This window comes from Kineococcus rubinsiae (assembly GCF_011839805.1).
GTDB lineage: Bacteria > Actinomycetota > Actinomycetes > Actinomycetales > Kineococcaceae > Kineococcus > Kineococcus rubinsiae.
Genome location: NZ_VWPY01000038.1, coordinates 17,727 through 42,452 on the forward strand (window position 1 = coordinate 17,727; position 24,726 = coordinate 42,452).

A 24,726-nucleotide genomic window follows, 5' to 3' on the forward strand; every position below is an offset into this window, starting at 1 on the left:
TCAGGCTCCACAGCTGCCCCGCCAGGTCGTGTCGGGTACCTGCACGGGTGTCAGTTCCGCCCGTGCACTGCGGTCCGTGACCGCCCTGCCGCTGGTGGGGCCCAGAGTCGTCGTCCCGTCGTACCTCCAACTACAGGCCGCACACCACCGTAGTGACGCGCAGCGTTGTGGTCCCTGCTGCGCGCGTCGAGCGATGCGTGGGGGCGTGACGAGGGGAAGCATCGACAGATCACACGCCCGCATAGGAGTGCAGTCCGGGGAAGAAGACGTTCACGATCAGGTAGTTGAACAGGACGCAGGCGTAGCCCAGCAGGGACAACCAGGCCGCGCGGTGCCCGCTCCAGCCCCGGGTGGCGCGAGCGTGCAGGTAGCAGGCGTACACCACCCAGATGATGAAGGTCCACACCTCCTTGGAGTCCCAGTTCCAGTACCGGTTCCAAGCGACTTGCGCCCAGACGGCGCCGGCGATGAGGGTGAACGTCCACATGACGAACCCGATGGCGTTGAGCCGGAAAGCCGTCTGCTCCAGCTCCGCAGGCCGCGGCAAAGCCTGCATGAAGGTGGCCCCTCGGCTCTGGCCGCTGTCGTCCTTCCTCTGCTGACGGGTCTGCAGCAGCTGCAGGATCGTGGCGGAGAAGCCCAGGGTGGACAGAGCCGAGGCCAGGATCGCGACGAAGACGTGGATGACCAGCCAGTAGCTGTCCAGGGCCGGTACCAGCTGCGCGGCCTCGACGTAGAACCTCTGCAGCGCCAAGCCCAAGGTCAACAGCACCGGGCCCGCGACGAAGGTGCCGAGGTAGCGGGCATCTCGGCCACCGCCGAGCCCGGCGCGCTGAGCTCGGGCCAAGGCGACCAGGTAGCCGAGGGCCACCACCAGGGACCCGGTCAGGGCGAACTCGAACATGTTGCCCCAGGGGACGCGGTGGACTGACAGCGCGCGGGTGAGCACAGAACCCGTGTGCAGGAGTGCAGCGAGGACGAAGAGGGCAGTGCCGACGGCGGCCGCGCGACGACGACGAGGAGGTGCCGGCGCCGTCAGCGTCGTCGTCGTCGCGCTGCCCGTCGGCGAGGCGTGCTCCTGAGCGCCCCTGCGCTGGGAGGTTGTGAGCTGGGCTGCTGTGTGGCCGCGACCCTGCTGTGCCTTCGCCTCCCGTCCACCGCCGGCGAGATCAGCTGCGTAGGCGATCAGAGACAGCAGGTAGCTCGCCATCGCGGAGTAGAGCAACAGGTTGCTCGTCCCGGCAAGGTGCTCGTCGATCATCGGGTCGTCTCCAGCGGGGTGGTGGCGCAGCGGTGGGCGGCCGCGACGAGGACGGGGCGGTCGTCGTCGATCAGGTCAGTCGCATGACGCCGTCGAGGCGTAGGTGGGTGGATAGCCGGTCAGGCGGATGTCGTCGACTCAGGAAGGCCGTCCCTGGCTGACTCGATGAGGCCTGACAGGGTCGCGGCATCGACGATCCCGACGACCCGGCCTGCAACGCGACCCTGGCCGTCCAGGACGAGAGTCACCGGTACTGCTCGTGCCGGCACGAACGCGGCGACACTCAACAGCGCTCGCCCATCAGTGTCTTCGATGCTGGGGTAGGAGATGCCGTAGCGGCGCTCGAAGGCCTGTGCGGCTGGCCGGTTGTCCTGCACGTTGATCCCGAGGAAGCGCACGCCCTGGTCCTTGAGCCCATCCGACTGCTGCGCCAGCACGGGAGCCTCCTGACGGCACGGTGCGCACCAGGAGCCCCAGACGTTCAAGACCACCACGTTGCCGCGCAGGGTGTCGAGGTTCACGCTCTCGTCGGTGAGTGTCGTTCCCGACAGAGTCACGGGCCGCCCGCGTTGCCCAGGGTTGATCTCGCTGACCGGCCCGGAGGCAGTCGTCAACGGCGCTGACACTCCGACCGTGGACCGTGAACGCGTCTGCCAGTAGGCCCAGCTCGCAGAGGCCATCAGAACGAGGAAGAGACAAACCCCGATCAGCGTCAACGTCCGGTGCGGTCCGCGTTCTCGCCGGGCGTAGGAGGTACCTGCGTCTGGTCCGGATCCGTCAGGCAGTCTGAGGACGGCATCGTTGCAGGTCCTGGTACGTCGGAGGGTGCGTCCGCGCGGGAAGTGCGCCGTGAGCTGCTCATGTTGTCTGCTGCCACTCCTCCAGGCGCGGGCCTCATCTACGAGGCAACATAGTAGACGATGTTCAAAGCTGCTGGGCAGTCAGGCAAGCAGGTACTCAGCGCTGAGGCACGAAGTGGAACATGGTGTCTGCGCTCGTGTCGGCGGTGCTGCGCTCCGGTAGACGCCGACGCACGGGTGGTCCCCCGCCGGTGGTTGATGCTCAGCGGGGGGCTGAGGCCAGGACGCAGTGATCAGTGGCGGTCGCAGCTGCGGCTGGCTGCACGGCGGCGGCAGCGGGCGTGATCAGGACAGCAGTGATGAGCAGGAGCAGTCCCAGTCGTTGAGGCCGGCGCAACGGCTGACGGGCCCTCTGCAAGCGGCGCACCCTGGCTAGCGCCAGTCGTCCACCGATGCCCAGGGTCGCGCGCGGCGTCTGAGCCTCGGCCAGGCGCACCAGGGCCGCGGCCAGGTGAGCTGGTGAGTGTCGCCGGACTGCGGCATCGTCGGCGAGCAATTCGACCAGGTCCTGCGTCTCGCGGTGCGCCAGCCGCAACGCGGACACCCAGGGGAAGGCGCGGTGCAGAGCGGCGCTGAAGCCGATGACCAGGTGATGGTGTCCTCGGAGGTGGGCGTGCTCGTGACCGAGCACCGCAGCCAGCTCGGCCGGCTCGAGGGCCTCCACGGCCGCCGTCGTGACGACGACGGCGCCTCTGCGCCCGGGCAGGCAGTAGGCCAAAGCTCTTTCGTGCTCCACGACGAGCATGGAGCGGGCCGTGTCAGCAGCAGGTCGCGCGAGCAGCGCCAGGGCCTGCATCTGAGCCCGGCGCTGCCGGGTGGACGTCACCGCCACCTCGAGCACGCAGTAGGTCGTGCGGGCGATGACGGCCACCATGACGGCGAACGCCGCCGTGCTGGCTGCCGAGCTGGTCACCGCGCCGTACTGCAGCCGCAGCACGGCGAGGCAGGTGTGCAGCACGTCGGCCAAGCCTCCGGCGAGGCCGCCTCCGGGGAAGGCCACGACAGCCGCCGCGAGAACTACGGATAGCAGGAGAGAAGCGCTCAGCGACTGCCAGGCGCAGACGGCGAGCCGTGGGGACCGCGCCAGCCAGGTACTAGACTGGATGAGGCGGGGGCCCAGTGTGGCGATGCTGACGGCGTAGATCACGAGCGCCAAGGCGATGGCCACGTCTCAGTCCTGCTCAGGTGGCGACGGTGACGACGGAGGTCGTGGCTGGCTCGCCGTGTCGGGGTCCGGGGACGTCAACGCATCACGCAGACGAGTCACCTCGTCGGGGTCCATCTGATCGACGAAGTGCAGCAATGTGGCGGTGCGGTCGCGGCTGAACGCCAGCACCTGACTGATCACCTGCGTCGTGTGCTCCTCCCGGGAGCGCACACTGCGGTAGTGGTAAGCGCGCCCGCGCAACTCCCGCCGCAGCAGGCCCTTGCGGTGGAGGTTCTCCATGACGGTCATCACCGTCGTGTAGGCGATCTGACGATCACGCCGCAGGAGGTCCATCACCTCTCGCACGGAGAGCGTGCCCTCCACGTCCCACACGCAGTCCATGACCGTGGCCTCCAGACGGCCGAGTCGTGGGCCACCGCCGCCCAGTTCGCTCACTTCCAGCTCCCTGTCACGTCCTCGCCCGTGGTGGTCAGATGCGCCAGCCAGGCCTACTATCCATCATCGTAGTCGGTTGCGACCGCAGTCGGTGGAGGAGTCGTTCACAAGTGTCTGCCGCTGTCAGTGAGACGATCAACAGTGTCGTCACGTCTGGGCCCATGCTGCTGGCGATCGTCCTCGCGATGATAGCCGGCGCACTCTCGTTCTTCTCGCCCTGCTGCCTTCCGCTGGTCCCCGGCTACCTCTCCTACGTCGCCGGAATGGTGGGCACCGACGGCCAGCTAGGCACCCCGGCCGCGGCGGCTTCAGCAACAGCGTCGACCACTGGCTCCCTGAGGTACGTGCCCGCCGAAGTCCCCGGGGTAGGGAGAGCTCTCCGCGTTATGGGGCGGGTGCCACGGGTGGCTCACGGCCCGGGTGCACCGCTGCGGGGGACTAGTCGCCGACTGCTGTTGGGCGCGGCGCTCTTCGTCGGTGGGTTCGCCGTGGTCTTCACCAGCTACGGAGCCTTCTTCGGTGCCGTCGGATCCTTCCTCCTCACCTACCAGCAACTGCTCGTGCGGATCCTGGGTGGGCTCACCATCGTCATGGGCCTAATGTTCACCGGCATCTTGTGGCGCGTGCCCTTCGTCAACGCCACCGTCCGACTCCGCTACCGCCCCGCTTCCGGACTCGCCGGAGCGCCGCTGCTCGGGGTCCTATTCGGCCTCGGCTGGACGCCGTGCATCGGACCCACCCTCGCCGCAGTCCTGGCCCTGGCGACGAGTACCGGGAGTCCGGGGCGAGGTGCGGTGCTCTCCGCCGCCTACAGCCTGGGCATCGGCATCCCCTTCCTCTTGGCGGCCCTATCCTTCGAGCGGGCGATGGACGCTTTCGCTTGGGCCCGTCGGAGAAAGCTGTTCATCATGAGACTGGGAGGCTGCCTGCTCATCCTCCTGGGCGTGATCCAGGTGAGCGGCCTGTGGGTCGTCTTGATGTCACGACTGCAGGGCCTCATCAGCAACTGGCAGCTCTCGCTCTGATAGGCCGGCGCACCGCGCATCCTCCACCAGCGACCTGACTCGCGGGCGCGTCCGCTGCTGGCGCCGCTGAGCGTGAGCTCGCCCGCCCCGACGTTGCTGGAAACGATGGCGCAAAGGCGAGATTCTGAAGGCCAACCTCACGTGCCGGACCGGGAATCGAACCATCCAAACCACCAGAGACTGCCCACGGTGACGACGATGCCCGCGAGCAGGTACAACTCGCTGTGGCCGCCCGGCAGCAGTTGGACGTTCCTGGTGAGGCGCATCAGGTCGTTGGCGAAGATCGTGTACAGGCCGACAGCGAGGACGGCGACCCCGATCCGCTTGTGCCACGCTGGCCGGTACCGGTACCGGAGCTTCTTCTCGTTCACGCGTCCGCCTCTGCAGTTGTGGAGCTGCGATGTGTGGCCCGTTCGTTCTGTCAGGTATACCCTCCCAGGGTAGTCAATGGTAGAGGGTTCCGGGCGGGAGTCGGTCATGTGGACGAAGCTCGGCTCGCGATGCTGCGGCGGTCTCCGAGTGAGGAGTGGCCGTCAGGACGGTGCGCCCGCTCGCGGCACGTCCCCTCACCGCCGTGACGGGGTGTCCCTCGTGGCCGGCGCCTGGATCGTGGTCTCCCTGTTCGCCGACGGCTGGGCGCACACGCACCTCCCCGACCTGGAGTCCTTCTTCACGCCATGGCATGCGGCGTTGTACAGCGGCTTGCTGGCCAACGTCATCTGGTTGGTCTGGCTCAGCCGCCCGACCAGGCCCCGGCCCCGTGACGCGAGTGAGACTTCTGCCATGTCGCCGTCGGCCCGCATGAGGCGAGGCGCGACGGTGGCGACCTGGCACTGGTCACCACCCGCCGGGTACGGCGGGGGAGTGCTCGGCGCCGTCATCTTCGGTGGCGGAGGGGCAGCCGACATGGCGTGGCACAGCGCCTGGGGAGTCGAGGTCGGCTTAGACGCCCTGCTCAGTCCACCCCACCTCGTTCTCCTGGTGGGTGCACTACTCCTCGTGACAAGTCCCTGGCGGGCGAGCTCCAGCAACACCCCCGCAACGCATGCGGCCGCCACGGTTTCCCTGCTCCTCGCCGTCGCCCTGATGGCCTTCTTCTTGATCTACACCTCGGAGTTCGCGTCACCCGCTCTGACGAGCACCTACACCCGGCTACCGGAGGCGTCACCGGGACATGCAGCAGGTGAGGCAAGCGCCATCCTCGGTCTCGGACGATTCCTCATCACGACCGTGCTCTTCGTGGTTCCACTCCTGATGCTTTGGCGTCGACCTCAGGTGCCAACCGGAAGCGTCAGCCGCATCGTGATCCCGCTCTCGGGTCTCAGCCTGGCGGTGAGCGATGACCTGGGTCCGGCACTGTGGGGAGTGCTCGGCGCATCCTTCGGCGCACTCGTCGCCGATGTGACCATTGCCCTCCTGCGTCGGCACCACGTTCCCCACCGGCCGTCCGTGTTGGCAGGTGTAGCCACACTTGGCGTGTGGTCGGGGCACGCAGCGGCACTGACGGCTGCCGGCCTCGTCCGGTGGCCGCTGGCCCTGACCTCGGGCGTCGTAGCGCTAAGCGGCCTCGTCGCCGTCCTGTTGAGCTACCTGGCGAGCTTCCCCATGCTCGATGATCAGCGTCGCGCAGCATGGGCTGGCACGTCCAGCGGCGCGCCTGCTGATCTGCCCAGGTAGCGATTGCGGCGCGGGTGTCGAACGCGGCGTAGTACGGCCGGGAACCTGAGACGTTCGAGGGGACCGGCGGAAGGGCGGAACACGAACCACCATCGACATTCATGAGACTTCGTGGGGGGAAGGACGCACGTACCGGACGCTGAAGGGACAGCTCGCCGACGACCCATCCATGCACGGGCACCCGCTGAACAGCCGCCGAAGGACACCACCATCGGACCAAGGCCGCGCAAAGCACCGCCACCGCCCGCCAGTAGTGTTCAGCGGTTGGCACCAGAATCGCGAAATTTCGACGGAAGGGCTAGATCTACTCGAGCTGCTTCGACTGAGTCACAGGGGCGGAGAGTGTCTCGGGCGACGAAAAGCAAGGATAGGGCAGAGCCGGTTTCGTCATCGATTGAAAATCGGCCCTCGGGGTAGCGTCGGGTGAAGGTCAGAAGGGTGTCGACGTTGCGGTTGATCGACGCAGCCGACCGATCGATCTTGCCCAGTCGACACTGGTCGCCGAGGCTGTGAAGGGCTTGATGCACGGCCTCTACTTGAGCGGGCGAGGCGGAGCTGCTCGGTTCGGGTGACTGGCCTACGAGCACCGCGACCGTCGGAGGGCCGGGGGCCACATTCAGGCGCAGCACAAGGGTGACCAAGAGGAGGGTCGCGGCGGCAAGCAGTAGGGCGGTGACCGCGAGCGGGCGCAGAAGATGTTTCCAGTCGCCGCTTGAACCGCTCGGGCTTCGGGCGGGCTTTCGTTTACTGAGCATCGACCGCTGCGGGGAGGACGTCGTCAGCTCGTCGGTCGCCAGGTGGCACCAACGTCGGGGGATCGGTAGGTGCGGGTTTGTCCGCCCTGGAGGGCGCCGGCGAAGGCGGCGTTCCCGTCTGCGGCGACAATGGTGGTAACGCCGGTGCCTTGAGACGCGGCGATTTTCTGCCAACTGATACCACCGCCGGTGTTTTGGGAGACATCTTCAATCCGACGGCGATCATCTCTCGAACGTTCACTAGGTTCCAAGCTGCAGCCGTGACACCAGGGGGGCCGCCAAGCGGAGTGAGGGTTCGTCTCCCGTTGCTACTGGAGGTGAGGCCATCGGCCCCGTTAGGAACAAGGATGCGGTTGAGATTCGTGAAGCCGACCAAGATGGTACCCGTGAAGGAGTGACCGGCGTTGGCGTTGCTGACCCGCCAGGTCTTCCCGCCGTCGGTGAAGGCAAGCAATCCGGCTTGTGGGGACCGGGTGGGCGAGCAGGGCCATCGCGTACAAAGATTCCGCACCGGTGCTGCTCCCTCGACTCGGCGGGCCCTTCTCCTACTAAGCAGTAGAGTAGTCCTCGCGCTCGGTGCAGGCGAAAGACGCCACTTTGGTCGAGATGCCCTTCATGCGAGGGCCTGAAGGTCGACGCGCTGGAGAGCGCCCCTACGCCGCCAGCCTCGACCGCTCGTCCTGGGGCAGTGGCCGGCCAGAGCTGTTGGAGCCCACGGAGAGCACCGCGGTGGCCAGCGGCTGGGGCAGATTGTTCACCACTGATCCCGGTGATGCCATGACTAGTGAGGAGGCACGTGGGTGCACCTCGATGCCGCGGGTTTCATGGCGTGGGGAGCAGAGCGTTAGGCGCAGCAGGAGGTCGGCATCTGGTTGCGGAAGAGTCCCGCGGTGATGCGCAGACTCTCAGCCATCGTCAGGTACGGCGCCCAGGTGTCGGCGAGGTCGTCGACGGTCATGCCGGCCTTGATGGCGTAGGTGGCGGCCAGCAGCATCTCTCCCGCCCCGTCAGCTAGGGCGTGCACGCCCAGGACCTTCCTGCTGGCGGGATCAGCCACGATCTTCACCACGCCGCGGGTGTCGTGCTGGACCAGCGCCCGGGGGACATCGGCCAGGTCTAGGACCCGACACTCGCAGCCGTTGCCGAGGGCCAGGACCTCCTGCTCGCTCAGACCCGCCGAGGCCAGCTGGGGGCGGGTGAAGACCACGGCGGGCAGCCCGGTGTAGTCGACGCGCGCAGGGCGCGCGGGTGGGTTCGCCGTGTCTGCGTCCCCCGGGGCGGGAGGTATCTGCGACAAGGCGTTCAGGGCTGCGACCCGGCCGCCGGCGGCCGCGACGTAGACGTACTGCGGGGCGCCTGAGACGTCACCGGCGGCGTAGATGAGCGGGTTCGACGTGCGTTGGGCCTCATCGACGAGAACGAAGCCGCGCTCGTCGACTTCGACACCCGCAGCCTGCACACCCAGACCGTCGGTGCGGGCACCGCGTCCGGTCGCCACCAGCAGCCGTGCACCGCGCACCTGGGCCCCGGAGGTCGTGGTCACCATCACTTCCTCGCCCTCCATCGCGACCGCGCGGGCGTGCTCTTGCACCACGGTGATGCCGTCGTCCTCGAAGATCTGGGCTAGACCAGCGGCCAGCTCGGGCTCGGCGCGGGGCGCCAGGCGCCCCACCACGCTGACCTTGGCCCCCAGGTGGGAGAAGAGCTGCGCCTGCTCCAAGCCGACGTAGCCGCCACCAATGACCACCAACGACTCCGGCAGTTCCTGCAGCTCCATCGCCGTGGTCGAGGTCAGCCAATCCACCTCACCCAGACCGGTCACGTCGGGCACGTCGGGGGTGGAGCCGGTGGCGATCAGGTAGGCCCGCGCCCGCAGCGGCACCCCGTCCACGGCCAAGGTCGACGCATCGACGAAGGTGGCCTGGCCGGGGCGGATCTTGAAGCCGTACGCAGCAGCCACGTCGGCGTACTTCGCGCCCCGCATGGACTCGATCAGCGCATCCTTCTGCCCCACTAGGGCACCGAAGTCCACCGGACCAGCTGAGGTCGGGGCACCACCGAAGGGGTTGGTCAGCGCCTCGTGGCGGGCACCAGCCGCGGCCAGCAGCGTCTTGGACGGGACACAGCCCACGTTGACGCAGGTACCGCCCAGCACGCCGCGCTCGATGAGGACCACGCTGCGCCCGGTCAGGCTGGTCGCGATGGCGGCGCTCATCGCCGCCCCACCGGAGCCAATCACCGCGAGATCGACGTCGTAGTCCTCCTCCTTGTCCTTATCGTGCTGGGTCATGTCGCAGCTTCTCCTCGCGTTGTCCGTCTCTGACGAGGAGACTGGACCTTCCAGTGCAGGGGAAGGTCAAGACGAGATGTTCGGGACGCGCTCTAGGAGGCAGGATGCGCATCGGTGAGCTCGCCGAGGCCAGCAGCACGACCACCAAGACGCTGCGCTTCTACGAAGAGGCCGGGCTCCTACCCGCCCCGAACCGCACCGCCAGCGGCTACCGCGACTACGACCCGGACGTGGTGGCCCGGTTGAACTTCATCCGCCGCAGCCGCACCGCGGGGCTGAGCCTGGCTCAGATCCGTGAGGTCCTCGACATCCGTGACAGCGGCTCCGCACCCTGCCAGCACGTGCACGAACTCCTCGAGGACCGCCTCGCTGGCCTGGACCGCCAGATCGCCGAACTCCAGGCCCTGCGCGCCACCGTTGCTCAGCTCCGCGACGCCGCTACCTCGGTTGAGCCCGCGGACTGCGACCCGGTTCTGGTGTGCAGATACCTGTGAGCGGTCGAGCTCGCTCGACCGTCAGATGGCGCCAAAGAGTGCCACCCGTCGCCGACGGTGATGCCTAAGGCCAGCACTCCCTCCGTGTCTCGAATTGGTTGCCGTCAAGGCGACCTGGTGAGACACGCGGCGTTACGAGCCTGCGGACATCAGCGCGTGAGCTGCAGGTCGAAATGATTGGCGAGGGGAAGGACTGTCACCGCGAAGGTGAGGACGATCACCGCCGCCACGACAGCGCTAGCCCTGGTCGTACCGCCGGTCACCGGCGATCGCGGCGCACTAAAGCCTGGGAAGGAAGAGGCGTCACCGCGGGAACGAGACTTTCCATCAGTTTCAGCGTCGGGGCGAAACACGGGGGCGATCCAGCGCAGGTAGTAGAACAGGCTGGCGGCGGTGTTCAGCGCGGCCACGACGACCAACCAGGCCAGTCCACCGTCCCAGGCGGCGGTGAAGGCGGCGACCTTGCCCGTGAACACCGCGGTGGGTGGTGTGCCGACCAGGCTGAGCAAGCACACCAGCAGCGCCCCCGCTAGTACCGGCTGCTGCCGGGCAAGGCCCCGGTAGGAGGCCAGCGTCCTCCGCTCGGGGAGGGCGGCGGTCACGGCGAAGGCGCCGAGGTTGGTCACGGCGTAGCCGGCGAGGTACAGCAGCAGCGCCGGCAGGGCTTCGTCGGTGCGTCCGGCGACGGCGACGGGCATGAGCAGGTACCCGACCTGACTCACCGTGGACCATCCGAGCAACCGTCGAGGGTCGTCCTGTCCGAACGCGGCCAGGTTCCCCAGCGTCATGCTCAACGCTGCGAGCACCGCGATCAGCAGGGGCCAGTCCAGACCCGCCGCACCGCCCCGAGGCAGTGCCTCTAGTAGTCGGTAGATGGCGATAAGGGCGCCGATCTTCGGCACCGTCGTGGCGAAGGCCGCTGCTGTCACGGTGCCCCCCTGCGCCGCGTCGGGCACCCAGAAGTGCGCGGGGACCCCTCCCGCCTTGAACAGCAGGCCCCCGAGGACGGCAACGACCCCAACGGCCACAGCCGGCGCAGGCGAGTCGGCGAGTTCGGTGGTGAGACCGCCATAGGTCGTTGCGCCTGCCAGGGCGGCCAGCAGTGCAACGCCTAGCAGCAACAAGATGTTGGTCAGTGCGCCCAGCAGGTAGGTCTTCAGCACCGCCTCCGCTGCAGCACTGGTGCGGGCCAACCCGATCAGCCCGTACAGCGGGATGGAGGCGAGCAGGAACGCGACGGCCAGGACCAGCAGGTCGTGGGCTCCGGCGAGGACGACCGTGCCCAGCGCGGACAGCAGCAGCAGGCAGTACGTCTCGCTCTCGCGTGCGGTGCCGGACACCTCGCTCACGCCGAGGGCGATGACGAGCAGGGTGGCGGCGATGACGATGAGCCGGACGGCTCCGGTGGCGTCGTCCACGGCGTAGGTGGAGGTGTACACCGTCCGCGCCGGCCCGGCCAGCGCCACGACCGAAGCGGCCGCACTGCCCAACAGGGCGGCGACGGCGATCAGGCGGGCCACCCACTGCCGCTGCCGGGGCAGGAACGACCCGGCCAGCAGGCTCAGCAGGGCACCGGCGAGCAGGCAGATCTCCGGCAGCAGGGCCAGCGGGTCCTCATTGGTCATGGTCATCGCCGAGGTGAGCGCTGTGATCACGGTGGGCTCACCGCCCCACCAGGTCGACGAGCTGGCCTGCCGTGGGGGTGATGACGTCGAGCAGCGGGGCGGGAAGGACCCCGATGGCCAGGGCGAGGATGAGAAGGGGGCCGATGGCGCACATCTCCACCGCGCCGAGGTCGCGGAAGCCCACCGAGCGGCCCACGGTCTCGCCGGTGAGCAGCCGTTGCAGGGCGCGCAGGAAGAGGGCGGCGGTGATGAGGATGCCCAGCACGGCGAGGGCCGAGATGGGGGCGGTGGCGATGGCGCCGGTGAAGACCTGGAACTCGGCGATGAAACCGCTGAAGCCGGGCAGGCCCAGGGAGGCGAACGCGGCGATTGCGAACAAGGCGGCGTAGCGCGGCGCCGGTCGGGCCAGCCCCCCGAAGGAGCCCATGTCGTAGGTCCCCGTCCGTTCGTGCACGACGCCGGCGAGCAGGAAGAGTGCCGCGGTGATCAGGCCATGGCTGACCATCTGCGTCACCGCTCCGACGATGGCGACCTGCCGGGCCTGCTCCGCGGAGCCGGTGAGGACACCGGCGGCCCCGACGGCCACGACGACGTAGCCCATGTGATTCACCGAGGTATAGGCGATCATCCGTTTCAGGTTCGTCTGGGCCAGCGCCACGAGCGCTCCGTACAGCACCGAGACGATGCCGACGGCCAGGACGACCCAGGCCCAGTCGCGCCAGGCATCCGGCAGCAACGGCATCGCGATCCGCACGAAACCGTAGGTGCCCATCTTCAGCAGGACCCCGGCCAGCACGGCCGAGCCGACTGCGGGCGCGTCGGTGTGTGCCGGCGGCAGCCAGGTGTGGAAGGGGAACGTCGGTGTCTTGACCGCCAATCCGAGCAGGATCGCGCCCAGCACCAGGACCCCGACCGATCCGCTGCCCTGCAGCGGTGCCGTCCGCGACAGCTCGACGATGTCGAAGGTGTGCGGTGTCGCAGCCAGGTACAGGCCGATGAAGCCCACCAGCAGCGCCAGCGAACCCAGGAACGTGTAGAGGAAGAACATCAGCGCCGAGCGCGCCGCCTGCCCGTGTCCCCAGCCGGCGATGGCGAAGTACATCCCGACAATCGACAGGTCGAAGAAGACGAAGAACAACAGCAGGTCCTGGGCGGCGAAGACTCCGAGGCAGGTGGTCTGCAGGAAGCAGAACAGTGCCGCGTGCAGGCGTGGCCGGTTCCCCTCGTTCAGGGCGTACACCGAGCAGGAGGCGAAGACCACGACCGTCAGGGCGACCAGCGGCCACGACAACCCGTCCAGGCCGACGTGGTAGCTGCTGGCGACCGTCGAGATCCAGCCCACACGCTGCTCGAAGTCCAGGCTCGTGCTCGGGTCGGCCGGGCGGCCCAGCCACATCCCGGCGATCAGCAGGACTTCGGCCGCGCTCAGGGCACACCAGATCCAGCGTGCTGCGGTGTCCGGGACGCGGACCGCCACCAGGAAGCACGCGACCACCAAGGGTAGGAAGACGACGATGGAGAGCACGCTCACCCCACGAGTACGAGCAGCACGGCACCGGCGGCGAGGACCGCGACGGCTTGGATGTAGTAGTGGTGCAGCAACCCGGTCTGCGGTCGGCGGGCCAGCCCTGCGAGGCGGCGCACCCCGGCGGCGACGCGCACGACCCCGGCGTCGAGGACGTCCACGTCCACTCGCTGCAGGAGGGTGGCGGTCTGCAGCGCTAGGGCTGCGACGCGCTCGACCCCCCGGGCCAGCACCTTGTCGTCGGCGCGGGCCAGCACTCGTGCCAGCCGGTCGGTGGGGTCGACGACGCCCGCCAGGGCCAGCCGGTGCAGGCCCAGCCAGTTGCGGGCCCACCCGGGCTCGGGGACCCCACTGCCGCGGGTGGTGAGCAGCACCACACCCAGCACGGTGACCACCGCGAGCACGGCGGAGACGAGCAGCTCGACCGGGCCCGGGGCGGGAGCCGGTGGCTGTCCGAGCAGGCGATCAACACCTGAGCGCACCGGTGGCAGGGCCAGCACACCCAGCAGCGCCGCGGGGACCGCCAAGACGATCAGCGGCAGTGTCTCCAGCCACCCGATCCGACGGGTCCCGGGTTGTTCGGTGTCGAAGCCGGCCTCAGGGCCGGTGGCGTCGGGATCGGTGTCCTCGGGATCGGTGGCGTCTCGCGTGGCCGAGCGCCACACCAGGACGAGGACCTTGCCGGCGTAGCCGGCGGAGAGGACCGCGGCGAGCAGTCCCGTCGCGTACAGCCACCCGGAGGTGGCCAGTGCGGCGGCCAGCACCTCGTCCTTGGTCGCCCACAGCGACAACGGCACGACCCCGCCCAGCGCCAGTGCTGCCACCCCGGCGCAGACCCCGACCACCGGCCAGCGGCGGGCGACCCCCTGTAGGGCGGGCAGCTGCTTGGTGCCCAACGCCGACAGCCAGGCCCCGGCGGCCAGGAACAGCAGCGACTTCACCGCCGCATGTGCGACCAGCTGCGCAGCACCGCCGGCGACCGCACCGACCCCTGCGCCCAGCACGACGAACCCGAGCTGGGCGGCGGTGGAGGCGGCCAGGAGCTGCTTGAGGTCGCGCTGAGCCACCGCGACCACCCCGAGCAGCACGGCGGTCGCCGCGCCGCACCAGGCGGCCGTCGTCGCGGCCCAGCCCGTCACCGCCAACAGCGGTTGCACCCGCAGCAGCAGGTAGCCGCCCATGGCCACCATCGCCGCGGAGTGCAGCAGAGCGCTGACCGGGCTCGGGCCGACCATGGCCCGTGACAGCCAGAACGAGAACGGCAGCTGCGCGGCCTTGCCGAGCGCGGCGAGCAGGATCCCGGCGGCCACCATGTGCCGCCACCCCGAGCTGGCCGCGGCCAGGTCGCCCAGGTCCAGGCCCGCGCCGCCGGCCACTGCGGCACCGGCGGCCACGTACAGGCCGAGGTCGCCCAGACGGGTCGTGACGAACGCCGTCACCCCAGCCTTGACCCGGTGCTCCTGCCACCAGGCGAACCCGATCAGGGCGAAGGAGGCGGCCCCCATCACCTCCCAGGCCAGCAGCAGCGTCGGTAGCGTCGTCGCCGTCACGGTCATCACCACGGCCGCAACGAACACCAGCATCAAGGCGCAGAACCGGGCCCTTGCCTCACGCACGTCGGCGGCGGCGAAGACCATCACCAGCAGTGCGATGCCGACGACCGCTGGAAGGATAAGTGCGGCGAGGCCGTCGACAGCAAGACCAAAGCGCGCGAAGGGCAGGAAGGCGGCGGAGACGCGCGGCCGCCCGGCCGCCGCCACACCGGCCAGCACGCACTCCGCGCCCAGTACTGCAACCGTGACGACCGGCGCCCACCGCTGACCCGCAGGCGGGCGCTCGTCCTCGGGCTGGTCGTCTCGAACTGCGGGGCCGCTCAGCGAGACCAGGCCCAGACCAGCGCCGGTGACCGCGGGCAGCAGGACCAGGGCCCACAGGACCCAGTCAGCGCCCGTTGCCCCCAGGACCGCACTCCCTGCCGCAGCCGCCCCGGCAGCTGCACTCAGCGAGCCGGTCACTGCTTCAGGTCCGTGCTCATGTCGGTCATGTCCGAGCCTCGGGAGCGGTGCAGCACCGTGGCCACGGCGAAGCCCATCGCCATCTCCACCGTCATCGCGGCGATCACGACCAGCAGCAGCACGTGCCCGTCCGGGGTGGGGGCCAGGAACCACCACAGTCCTGCTGCGGCCAGGATCACGGCGTTGATCATGAGCTCGAGGCCCATCATCACCATGACGAGGACCTGCTGGGAGATCGCCCCGTACAACCCCACCGCGAACAGCGCCGCGGCGATGACCAGGACTGCCTGCAACGTCACCGGCCCACACCCCCCGGCTGCGGGTCCTCGGCCGGCCGTCTGCGCAGGTCGTCACCGAGGCGGTCGTAGCGGCTGCGCGGCAGGGCCAGCACCAGGGCGGAGACGATGGTCGAGAACAGCACCGGGCTGACGACCAGCATCACCAGCATCTTCGACCCCATGGTCGCCTGACCCAGCGACACGGTGAGATCCACGGCCGGCGCCCCCCGTCGGGCAGGCCAGGGCACGAGCAGTGCGCCACCGGCCAGCACGATGAAGGCGCCGGCCGCGACCCCGAGAGAGGTCTTGCGTGAGTGGACCATGCTCATCGGCATCAGCGCCGGGTTCATCCCCATGAACATCACCATGTAGACGGCCATGACGGCCATCTCCATGACCATCATCAGCACGACGATCACCCCGACGTAGTCCAGGTGCAGGAACAGCACCTGCGCGCCGACCGCCACGAACGACGCCGCCAGGGCGTAGGTCGCCCGCGCCATCGAATCCGTACGGAAGACCACGACACCAGCGGCGACCGCCACCGCACCCAGCCCCCAGAACAGCACCGTCTGCACCACACCGGTCACCAGTTCACCTCACGACCACGACGACGGACACCACGAGCAGTTGCAGCAGGGTCAGGGGCAGGACGAGTACCCAGCCAACCTCAACGAGGCGGTCCGGGCGCAACAGCGGCACCCGCCGGCGCACCAGCACCAGCACCGACAGCACCGCGAAGGTCTTGACCAGGGTCCAGACCCAGTCCGGCAGCCACGGCCCGTCCCCCCCACCAAAGAAGGCGACCACCGCGAACGCCGACCCCGCGGCCAGCAGGGCGTAGCGCCCCGCCAGCAGCAGCAGCCGGTCCACACCCGACACCTCGGCCAGCACCCCACCGCCAATGTCGGCTGCGGCCGCGGCGGCGAACGGGCCCTGCACCGAGAACGCCACAACGCAGGCGCAGAACACGACGAACGCCACCGGCATCCACACCACGAACCACAGCCCGTGCTGGGCGGCGATCACATCAGCGACCCGCAGACTGCCAGCACCGACCGCCGGAGCGGTCAGCGCGAACATCAGCGGCAGCTCATACGCCAGCGCCTGAGCCAGGAATCGGTACCCCCCGACCAGGGCGTGTGTGCTGTTCGCACCCCAGCCGGCCATCCACACCAGCGCCCACACCAGCACGTCCATCGCGTTGAACCAGACGACCCCGACCCCCAGGTCGGACAGTGTCCAACGCCCCAGCGGAATGACCGCCACCATCAGCAGAGCCGCCACCAGCAACCCACCGCCCCCCAAACGCCACAGCAGACGGTCAGCCGCCAGCAGCGTCCGTCGACGTTGCCGCAGCAACCGTGCGGCCTCCGCTGCCGGGGCCCCCCAACGGCCACCGGAGACCACCGCGTCCAGACAGGCCGCCCACCAGGCGGCGGCCACCACCAGAAGCAGCGCCAGCGGGGCCCAAGCGACCGAGACCGTCACCACGTCCGCCGCCACCTCGCCCGCGCGCCTGCGGCCGAGGCCGTGAGGTCGGCCACGACCCCCGTGCCGGCGACGATCAGGCGCACCGCGGCCAGGTCCAGTCCCGTCACCAGCTGTGGCAAGGCAACGGGTGGGATCGCGTCGGTGAACGCTACGTCGGTGAGGCCCACCCCGGCGAGCGACCCTGTCGGCGCGGCAGCTGCGGCCGCGGCCTCCTCCAGCCAACCGCGCAGCCGGTCGGGCAACTCCACAGCAAGCACGTCCGAGCCCGCAGCAGAGCTGTCCTGACCCGGGGCTCGGGTAGCCGTGCACAGCCCACGCAAGGACCACCCCAGAACCCGGGAACGGGTGACGCGACGCGTCAACCGGGCCACGCCCGCCGCACACACCGGCAGTGCAACTCCATCGAGGGCGTCATCCCGCAACTGGCGCGCCTGCGCAGCCGCGGAGCCCCAACCGGCGACAGCCAGCAACCGGGCCACGTCATCGCAGCGATCGACGAGGACGTCACGGCGGGCGTCACCCGTCACCGGTAGACCCCGGCCCGCGACCGGGTCGACGATCTCAGCGGTCGCCTGCACGACGACATCGCCCTGCAGCGTGCACGTCAACACCAGGCCCGGCGGCCAGTGCGGCAGGACCGGTCCTAGCGGGACGTGCAGGACGTCCATCTCCAGGCCGTCACGGTCCTGACCGCCTTCAGCCAAGCCGATCCCACCGGGCATCGGCATGTCCATAGCCATGTCGCCGTGGTCCTCGCCCATGTCCATGTGGCCGTGGTCTTCGCCTATGTCCATGTCGCCGTGTGACGCCTCCCCGTCGTTCCCGTCGTTCCCGTCGTTCCCGTTGCTCTCGTCTCTCTGGTGGTCGTCGTCGTTTTCGTCGCCTGCATCTCTCTCGTCGTCCGTGTCGGTCCACGAGCCGAGGCGGGAGGTGGCGTCGCTGCGCTGCGCGTCGCTGTCCAGCAGTGCGACGGCGGCCGCATTGAGCGCGGCGGGCACCCCGGCGGAGCCCACCACGTCGACCCGGGTACGGGGTCCGGGCATCTGGTCCCAGACGGCCGCAATGACGACGCTCATCCGTGGACCGGCGCTACCGCAGACCGCCAGCACGTCCGCCTCGGCCGGCGAAGTCGCCTGCACCCACGAGCGTGCGGTCAGTCCCCGCTCCACCGCCATCCGGACCCCGGCCGCGCCGGGGACCTCGATGACCAGGACATGGGCCCGTCGGACGGCCCACCTGCCGAGAAGCTCGTTCAGACCCACCGGAGTGCTCCTTCGCGCCAGGCCCAAGCGACTCCGGCCAGCAGGACGCCCAGGAACACGAACATCTCGATCACCGCGCCCGAGCCCATCTGGGCCACGACGACGGCCCAGGGGTACATGAACAGCATCTCGACGTCGAAGGCCAGGAAGATCAGCGTGACCGGGTACCAGCGGACGTGGAACCGCGAGAGGGCATGCTCGAGCGGGTCGTGCCCGGACAAGAAGGGCAGGCTGCGTACCGGGTCCGGCGCCACCGCCGTCAGCCGAGCCACGGCATACAACGTGCCTATCCCCAGCAGAGCCACCGCGAGGACCGCCAGCACCCCGACGAAGGACTGCATACCCGCCTCCACCTCCTCGACCAGGTCGCGTTCGCCGCGGCTAGTGCTCTTGGATCTCATACCCGTACGCACGTGCGGGCAACCCGAAGCAGTGGTTGCATGTCCCACGTGACGGACCACGCCCATCCTGTCGACGCACACCGTGTCGAGCGGGCCCAAGAGCGTGTGCCAGCCGCTGCGGATGTGGAGCGCCTCACCGCAATCCTGGGCCTGCTCGCCGACCCCACCCGGGCACGGGTGCTGTACGCCCTCGACGAGGTTCAGGAACTGTGCGTTGGCGACACTGCCCTCGCCCTCAACATCACCGAGGACGCTGCTGGGTACGCCCTTCGGGTCTTACGTACCGCCGGTCTGGTCAGCAGGCGCAAGGAAGGCCGCATCGTCTTCTACCGGCTCGCCGACGGCTTCCCCGAACCGTTGCTCGAGCACTGTCTGCGACGACTGACGTCTTTGACGCATGAACGCGATGACGAGGGATAGACGCCTGCACCGGTTCACGTGCTCGGCCAGTGCCCATCGTTAGCCTTCACCGAGCGACGATGAGGCGTACAGCCGAGGCCAAAATCGCGAGTCGGGCCTTCCGGCGACGACTAGCAACCGGGCGGCGCAAAGCAGACGCTCTACCCGCGTACCAACCGCGTGATTCGCCTCAGCGACGGAACAACTGCATCCGACAACTCCTTCACGCGCATCAACCGGCACAATATCGCGAACACTGTCAGCACCATGGTGCCGCCGCCGAGCACTATGCCGAGGTTCGTCAGCTGACTTGTGAACTCCCCCGCTTCGTGGGCGCCCGAGAAGGCTAGCGTGCCAGCCGCGACGCCGATGATGAGGACCCTCACCCCTGTGCGTAGGAGCAGGTAACCATCAATGCCCTCGCCATCGAGATGGCGCAGCCGCCTGCGCAGCAGCACCACCGCCAGTGTGAATGAGGCGGAATTCGCCACGGTCATGGAGACCCCGATACCGACAACGGTCCACTCCGGAGGAACGGCAAGCCAGCAAAGCAGGTTGCCGAGGGCCATGACGGTGGCATTGACGGCTGAGACGATGAAGGGTGTCCTTGCGTCTTCGTAGGCGTAGAAAACCCTCGCAACGAGATAGTTGACGCTGAACGGTACGAGACCGAGGGCCATGACTCTCAGGACCTCCCCGATCGGTCGGCCATCAGGGACCATAGCTGCTCCGATCCAAGGCCCCAGTGCAACGAAGGTGGATGTAGCCAGCGCTCCCGCAACCACGACAGTGCGAGCCCCCGAGGAGAAGTCACGGCGTACAGCGGTCACATCGCCCAAGGCGGCGTTGGTGCTGAGACGTGTGAAAAGTGCCGTCACGAGCGAGACCGCGACGAGGGAGTGCGGCAGCATGAACAGGAGATAGGCGTAGGTGTAGGAAGCGCCCGTTGCCCCGTTCAAGCCCAACTCGGCCAGCTGCCGTCCAGCGTTGCTCGTGGTGTTCGAGGTCGCGACGAAGACGAGTTGTGTGACCATCACTCCGGCGAAGGTCCAGCCAGCCACGCGGCCCGCGCTGCGCAGTCCGAAGCCACGAAAACCCCACCGCGGCCGATAACGGAAACCGCTTCGGCGCAGCGGCCAGAAGAGCACCAGCCCTTGTCCGATGATCCCTAACGTCGCCGTTCCCGCGAGGAGGGCGACCATGGGCGGCGTCCAGTCATCGGCGGTCATGCTCCGGGCGTTGGGGACGAGAACACGGAAAGTAGTCAATCCCGCGATGGCGATGACATTGTTGAGTACTGGCGCCCACATGTACGGCCCGAAGCTTCCCTTGGCGTTGAGTACCTGGCCGAGCACCGTGTACAAACCGTAGAAGAAGATCTGCGGAAGGCACCAGAAGGCCATCGTCGCGGTCAGTGCGAGCCAGTCGTCGGGGAATCTGCTGGCGTAGAGCCGGGCGACGAGCGGTGCCGCCGCCGTCAGCAGAACGGTCGCAAGAGCCATAACCACCAGAGCAAGGGTCACGAGCCGGTCAACGAACTCCTTCCCCCCATCGGGCATCCTCAAGGCTCGGACAATCTGCGGGACCAGGACGGCGTTGAGCATCCCGCCTGCAATGAGGATGTAGAAGGTGTTCGGTGCCTTGTTGGCGACGTCGAAAGTCTGTGCGCCGACCTGGGTGGTGCCGCCGATGGCTGCGCCCTGTACCGCGCTGCGCGCGAAACCCAGCACACGTGAAACCAGCGTTCCCGTGGCCATCAACGTGCTGGAGCGCATCACAGAGCTCGGGGCCGAGGCGGCGGAAGACGGGCTTCGTTCCGGCAACGCCTTCACCTCACAATGATCGCTGCTAGAACTGCCTGCTGTGACCAGGGCGCTCCCTGATCCGGCCACGGCCGAGCTGACCCACCACGGTTCGGCAGGACAGCACGCTGATCAGGCACGGTGGTGGCGGCGGAAGACGTGCACGGCCGGGGAGGTCTCCGGGGGCAGGAGCAGCCGGCTGAGCCGGGCGTCGGTGCTCAGCTCGAAGGTGTCCTGCTTGCGGTAGTCCGCCCACGCACCTGCGCTGATCTCCGCGGTGCTGCTCAACACCACGTAGAGCTCGACGCTGGGGGTGGTGAAGACGTGACGTTCGAAGTCGTTGTCGGTCGGGGGCCAGGAGCACAGGACCACCTGCGGGCGGTGGGTGCGCAGCGCGGTCCGGGCGTCCTGGCGCACGACGTCGGCGGGGTAGTCGACGGCCTTGGACCAGCTGTAGTCGTCGGTGGCGGTGATGTCCACGCCGTAGTGGCGCAGGAAGCGGGTCAGGGTGCCGTCGCCGGCGGCGATCTCCACGCAGGAGCGATCGCCGATCAGCCGGGCGAGCTCCTTGAGCAGCGCGGCGGAGTAGAAGCAGTACACGCCCTTGGGGCGTACCAGGGGCATCAGGAGCTGGCGCTGGCCCAGCAGCGGCCACATGGCTCGGAAGGCCGGCAAGGAGACGGGCTTGCGCTCGAGGTCGCGGCGGAAGAGCAGCTTCTGCATCAGCCAGCCGTTGACGAGGGTGAACCGGACCCGGCCTTCGGTGACACCTGTGGTCGCCGAGAGGATGGCCTGCTGCACCGCGCGCAGGGTCATGTGCCGGCGCACCTCCGCCTTGACCAGGAAGTCGCGAGGCGCCCACCGGTCCGGTGAGAAGCTGGTCGGCTTCTGCGCAGCCTTCAAGTGCGATCGCAACGCCTCGACGTCCCCGGCGGAGACGAGAGCATGGGTCTGGGCTTGGACGGTCTTCCACTCCTGCGGGAAGGCGGAGCGCAGCTCGTCCAGGTTTGGATCGGTGGCCAACCACGCCACCAAGTCCTTCGGTCGGGCGGCCGCGCCACTCCTCACTGGGTGTCTGCTGTCCACCACTCCACCTTGCACATGTGCACCATCTTCCGCTAGCCCGTCAGCGACGGCGCCGGCATTCGGCCCGAATGGTCAGGTATCGCCACGGCGGGATCTGAGTGATGCGTTGACTCACTAACACGAACGAGCGCATCAGTGGGAGAGGCTGTTCAGCCACGGCCGATGGTCTGGAGTGGCTCACAGGACCCTAGGGGTGAGAAGCCGCAAGTGGCCATCGCCCGCCGCCGGCAAGACATTCGGGCTCAAAAACCGTGACGAGCCAAGACGAGCCCCCACCGTGTCCGCCAAGCCTCGGCGGTGGTGGCACGGTCGAGGAACTGGCTGGAACATGTCCACCGGTTGCGCGAAGTCGATCTAGCCGACCACAGACTCAACCTTCTTCGGCCGTTCCCGCCAGGGTCGACGACGTGGCAATCTCGATCGTCGAGTCGTTCTGACGTGGCTGCCGGGGGCCCGCGTGGATAGCAGCAGTCCCCCTCCACCTGCGGTTCGCTTTGAGTGCCTCTGCCGCATCGGGCTCATGTCGCGCGAAGGACAGCAAGATCCCCATTCCGACAAGAGAGAGGACAAGTGAAGAACCACCCATGGAAATGAACGGCAGCGTCACGCCCAGCACGGGCAGGAGTCCGAGGACTACCGCGATGTTGACGCTGGCCTGCGCAATGATCCACGTTACTATACCGATGATGGTGAGTCTGGAGCCCAGGTCCGTAGCTCGGCGAGCCAATCTAGCGCCCGAAATGGCGATTGCGAAGAAGAGAAGCAGGATCGGGACGGTCCCGAGTAGACCCAATTCCTCGCCGGTGACGGCAAAGATGAAGTCGTCCTTCGCTGCAGGTAGCCACTGCCACTTTTCTCGACTGGCACCAAGGCCGATCCCAAAGATGCCCCCGGTCGCCAGTGCGTACTTACCTTGAATGGCCTGCCACGCTGTCCCCTGGATGTCGGTCGACGAGCCTCCGCCAGATAGCCAGTACTCGACCCGACGCATGCGGTTGGGACTCGTCAGCACCATGACCAGGGTCAGACAAGCGCCGCTCACGGCGGCTAAGCCGAAGAACCTCACTGGGACGCCGCCTACCCACAGCACGGCGCCGAGCACGATCAGCATGACCATCGCTGTCCCCAAGTCGCGCTGCATGATCACGATGCCGATGGTCGATGCTGTGGCGGGAGCCGTTGCGGCCATCAAGACCTTGAAACTTCGGATGCCCTTCTCCCTGCGGGCCACCGTCAATGCCACCATCAGAATCATCGCCAACTTCGCGAGCTCGGAGGGTTGACCCTGCACGGGTCCCACCGCGAGCCAGTTCTGATTACCCCCCACAGAGACACCTAGCCCTGGTACAAACACCAGCATATTCAGTGCAGCGGAGAGTAGGAAGATGGGCACGGTAAATCGTCGCCAGGCCCCTGGAGAAATTCTCGAACATACAACCAGAGCGATGAGCCCCACAGCACACAACTGCGCCTGCCCGAAGAACTCAGTGAAGGACGATCCGTACTTGCGAAAAGACTCTACGCTGGAGGCGGAAAGTACCATCACCAATCCGACGACCACCAAGAAGAGGGTAGCAAAAGTCAGGATGTAGTAGTCATTCAGTGGAGAGGCGAGCTCTGCTCTCTTCTCGGCCACCCAGCCCCTCATTATGCCGATGATGTTCTCGTCCAGCCGTCTCGTGACTGAGGATTGAGCTCGAACTTCACCTTCTGTGCCCATCCCCAAGGGCCCTTCTTACTCGTTCCTGCCTCGGCCACGTCAGTACGGGCGTCGTTGTCTGTTTGTCCTGATCTAGGCCAAAGTGGCGTCCCGTGTGCGAGGAGACTGCCGCGCGCCGACGGCAGGCATCTGGCGCGTGTGATGTGGGCGGTAACCCACTTTGGCTGACGATGATTGGTCCTTTGCCTGGCACACGTGAGAGTGGCTTCACGCCCCGCTCTCGCAGCTTGAACTACGGTTCTCGAAACGCGAACTGTTCAAATACTCCGACAGACCCTCACTCCCACGTGTATTGGGACGGACATGCGGTGATGGAGCGGATGCTTAAAGTCGCCGGGCGAGCTGGTCAGGTCCTGCTTGATGCTGAATGTATACCCCGGGACGGTACCGCTTTAGGCGGTCGAAGACGCACTGGCGGCCCGCGACACGCGGTTCGCGGGCCGCTAGCCGCCCGTCCGGTACAGAAAACTCAGGCCGTGGAGGCGAGTATCTGGCTCATCTGGGCGACCTTGGCGGTCTGGGGGATCTTGAGGTGGCTCGCGGAGGCGAGGGCCCTGAAGTTGAACCGTCGACCTGCTAGGTAGTTTGCTACATCTGGGTAGCGGCTAGATTGGCCGAGGCAGTACTGACGGACCCGTCACCGAGCCCAGCCAGGCGGCACCGGTCACCTCGGCCAGAGGCGGCTCGGTGATCCCCGGCCTGTCCGCTAGAGGCGAACATCAGTGATGGTTCGCGCCTTCGTGTCCGGCGTGGTCTGCCGGCTCGAGCTGGAAGGTGGAGTGCTCGATGCTGACCGGGAAGTGCTCGGCCGCGCAGGCCTGCAGGGCGTCGAGCATCTGCGGGGTGTGCCCGTCGTGGAAGCAGCCGTCGTCGAGGACGACGTGCGCGCGGACAGCACGGGCAGGCCGGAGGTGATCTGGCTGGCGTGCAGGTCGTGCACCCCCCGCACGTGCGGCAAGGCCAGCAGGTGCTCGCGCACTGAATCCAGGTCCAGCCCGCGCGGGGTGGACTCCAGCAGGACCTCGGTGGTCTCACGCAGCAGCTTGATGGTGCGCGGCAGGATCAGGGCACCGATGAGCAGGGAGACGACCGCGTCCGCGCGAAGCCACCCGGTGGTAGCGATGACGACGGCGGCGACCAGCACCGCGACCGAG

General features: G+C 68.0%; 21 protein-coding genes and 1 pseudogene. 4 read left to right on the top strand and 18 right to left on the bottom strand.

Annotated elements, in window-relative coordinates:
* Nucleotides 1-229: 229 nt before the first annotated feature.
* From ccsB to F1544_RS16450, 4 genes are all read right to left on the bottom strand, one after another.
* Complete coding sequence (gene ccsB / locus F1544_RS16435) at nt 230-1,261, bottom strand: c-type cytochrome biogenesis protein CcsB (RefSeq protein WP_167587182.1); 1,032 nt, start codon at nt 1,259-1,261, stop codon at nt 230-232.
* Nucleotides 1,262-1,380: 119 nt separating this feature from the next.
* Complete coding sequence (locus tag F1544_RS16440; protein WP_244308832.1) at nt 1,381-1,941, bottom strand: TlpA family protein disulfide reductase; 561 nt, start codon at nt 1,939-1,941, stop codon at nt 1,381-1,383.
* A 382-nt stretch (nt 1,942-2,323) separates the two neighbouring features.
* Nucleotides 2,324-3,289, bottom strand: a complete 966-nt coding sequence (locus F1544_RS24730; RefSeq protein ID WP_167587186.1) for a M56 family metallopeptidase — start codon at nt 3,287-3,289, stop codon at nt 2,324-2,326.
* Between the two features lie 3 nt (nt 3,290-3,292).
* Entirely contained in the window at nt 3,293-3,724 is a 432-nt protein-coding gene (locus F1544_RS16450; RefSeq protein WP_208972034.1) for a BlaI/MecI/CopY family transcriptional regulator, read from the bottom strand.
* 110 nt (nt 3,725-3,834) lie between these two features.
* Between F1544_RS16450 and F1544_RS16455 the strand changes: the two genes are divergently transcribed.
* A complete protein-coding gene (locus tag F1544_RS16455) occupies nt 3,835-4,749 on the top strand; it encodes a cytochrome c biogenesis CcdA family protein (RefSeq protein ID WP_208972035.1) in 915 nt (304 codons plus the stop codon).
* Nucleotides 4,750-4,886: 137 nt separating this feature from the next.
* Here the strand turns inward: F1544_RS16455 and F1544_RS16460 are convergent, their stop codons facing one another.
* The gene (locus F1544_RS16460) at nt 4,887-5,120 is read right to left on the bottom strand and encodes a hypothetical protein (RefSeq protein WP_167587188.1); all 234 of its coding nucleotides are present in this window, start codon (nt 5,118-5,120) and stop codon (nt 4,887-4,889) included.
* 211 nt (nt 5,121-5,331) lie between these two features.
* On the opposite strand from F1544_RS16460, the gene F1544_RS16465 reads away from it, so the two are divergent.
* Nucleotides 5,332-6,426 (top strand): hypothetical protein, encoded by a 1,095-nt coding sequence (locus F1544_RS16465; RefSeq protein WP_167587189.1) that lies wholly within the window; start codon nt 5,332-5,334, stop codon nt 6,424-6,426.
* Nucleotides 6,427-8,025: 1,599 nt separating this feature from the next.
* On the opposite strand, the gene merA is transcribed toward F1544_RS16465, so the two are convergent.
* Complete coding sequence (merA, locus tag F1544_RS16470; protein ID WP_167587191.1) at nt 8,026-9,471, bottom strand: mercury(II) reductase; 1,446 nt, start codon at nt 9,469-9,471, stop codon at nt 8,026-8,028.
* A gap of 104 nt (nt 9,472-9,575) precedes the next feature.
* Between merA and F1544_RS16475 the strand changes: the two genes are divergently transcribed.
* A complete protein-coding gene (locus F1544_RS16475) occupies nt 9,576-9,965 on the top strand; it encodes a heavy metal-responsive transcriptional regulator (RefSeq protein WP_167587192.1) in 390 nt (129 codons plus the stop codon).
* Between the two features lie 149 nt (nt 9,966-10,114).
* On the opposite strand, the gene F1544_RS16480 is transcribed toward F1544_RS16475, so the two are convergent.
* From F1544_RS16480 to F1544_RS16515, 8 genes are all read right to left on the bottom strand, one after another.
* Nucleotides 10,115-11,596, bottom strand: a complete 1,482-nt coding sequence (locus F1544_RS16480; RefSeq protein WP_167587217.1) for an NADH-quinone oxidoreductase subunit N — start codon at nt 11,594-11,596, stop codon at nt 10,115-10,117.
* 31 nt (nt 11,597-11,627) lie between these two features.
* Nucleotides 11,628-13,115 (bottom strand): complex I subunit 4 family protein, encoded by a 1,488-nt coding sequence (locus F1544_RS16485; protein ID WP_167587219.1) that lies wholly within the window; start codon nt 13,113-13,115, stop codon nt 11,628-11,630.
* Nucleotides 13,116-13,117: 2 nt separating this feature from the next.
* Nucleotides 13,118-15,049: an NADH-quinone oxidoreductase subunit 5 family protein gene (locus tag F1544_RS26505; protein ID WP_167587221.1), complete on the bottom strand. Its 1,932-nt coding sequence runs from the start codon at nt 15,047-15,049 to the stop codon at nt 13,118-13,120.
* 77 nt (nt 15,050-15,126) lie between these two features.
* A complete protein-coding gene (locus tag F1544_RS16495; protein WP_167587194.1) occupies nt 15,127-15,429 on the bottom strand; it encodes an NADH-quinone oxidoreductase subunit NuoK in 303 nt (100 codons plus the stop codon).
* Nucleotides 15,426-15,989 (bottom strand): NADH-quinone oxidoreductase subunit J, encoded by a 564-nt coding sequence (locus tag F1544_RS16500; protein WP_167587223.1) that lies wholly within the window; start codon nt 15,987-15,989, stop codon nt 15,426-15,428. Before F1544_RS16500 ends, F1544_RS16495 begins: the two co-directional genes overlap by 4 nt.
* Nucleotides 15,990-16,002: 13 nt before the next feature.
* Nucleotides 16,003-16,914 carry a complex I subunit 1 family protein gene (locus F1544_RS16505; RefSeq protein WP_167587196.1) on the bottom strand — a complete coding sequence of 304 codons (912 nt, stop codon included), beginning with the start codon at nt 16,912-16,914 and terminating at the stop codon, nt 16,003-16,005.
* On the bottom strand, nt 16,896-18,164 hold the full coding sequence (locus tag F1544_RS16510; RefSeq protein WP_167587198.1) for a hypothetical protein: 1,269 nt from the start codon (nt 18,162-18,164) through the stop codon (nt 16,896-16,898). Before F1544_RS16510 ends, F1544_RS16505 begins: the two co-directional genes overlap by 19 nt.
* Complete coding sequence (locus tag F1544_RS16515; RefSeq protein WP_167587200.1) at nt 18,155-18,505, bottom strand: NADH-quinone oxidoreductase subunit A; 351 nt, start codon at nt 18,503-18,505, stop codon at nt 18,155-18,157. The genes F1544_RS16510 and F1544_RS16515 overlap by 10 nt, the downstream gene beginning before the upstream one ends.
* A gap of 108 nt (nt 18,506-18,613) precedes the next feature.
* Between F1544_RS16515 and F1544_RS16520 the strand changes: the two genes are divergently transcribed.
* Nucleotides 18,614-18,985 carry an ArsR/SmtB family transcription factor gene (locus tag F1544_RS16520; protein ID WP_208972041.1) on the top strand — a complete coding sequence of 124 codons (372 nt, stop codon included), beginning with the start codon at nt 18,614-18,616 and terminating at the stop codon, nt 18,983-18,985.
* 140 nt (nt 18,986-19,125) lie between these two features.
* On the opposite strand, the gene murJ is transcribed toward F1544_RS16520, so the two are convergent.
* The 4 genes and pseudogenes from murJ to F1544_RS16540 form a co-directional block, all read right to left on the bottom strand.
* Complete coding sequence (gene murJ, locus F1544_RS16525; RefSeq protein WP_167587203.1) at nt 19,126-20,796, bottom strand: murein biosynthesis integral membrane protein MurJ; 1,671 nt, start codon at nt 20,794-20,796, stop codon at nt 19,126-19,128.
* Nucleotides 20,797-20,898: 102 nt separating this feature from the next.
* Nucleotides 20,899-21,789: an SAM-dependent methyltransferase gene (locus F1544_RS16530; RefSeq protein ID WP_167587205.1), complete on the bottom strand. Its 891-nt coding sequence runs from the start codon at nt 21,787-21,789 to the stop codon at nt 20,899-20,901.
* Nucleotides 21,790-22,222: 433 nt separating this feature from the next.
* Nucleotides 22,223-23,488 carry a putative lipid II flippase FtsW gene (gene ftsW, locus F1544_RS16535; protein WP_167587207.1) on the bottom strand — a complete coding sequence of 422 codons (1,266 nt, stop codon included), beginning with the start codon at nt 23,486-23,488 and terminating at the stop codon, nt 22,223-22,225.
* An 803-nt stretch (nt 23,489-24,291) separates the two neighbouring features.
* A pseudogene (locus tag F1544_RS16540) lies at nt 24,292-24,726 on the bottom strand (cation diffusion facilitator family transporter); the annotation flags it as partial.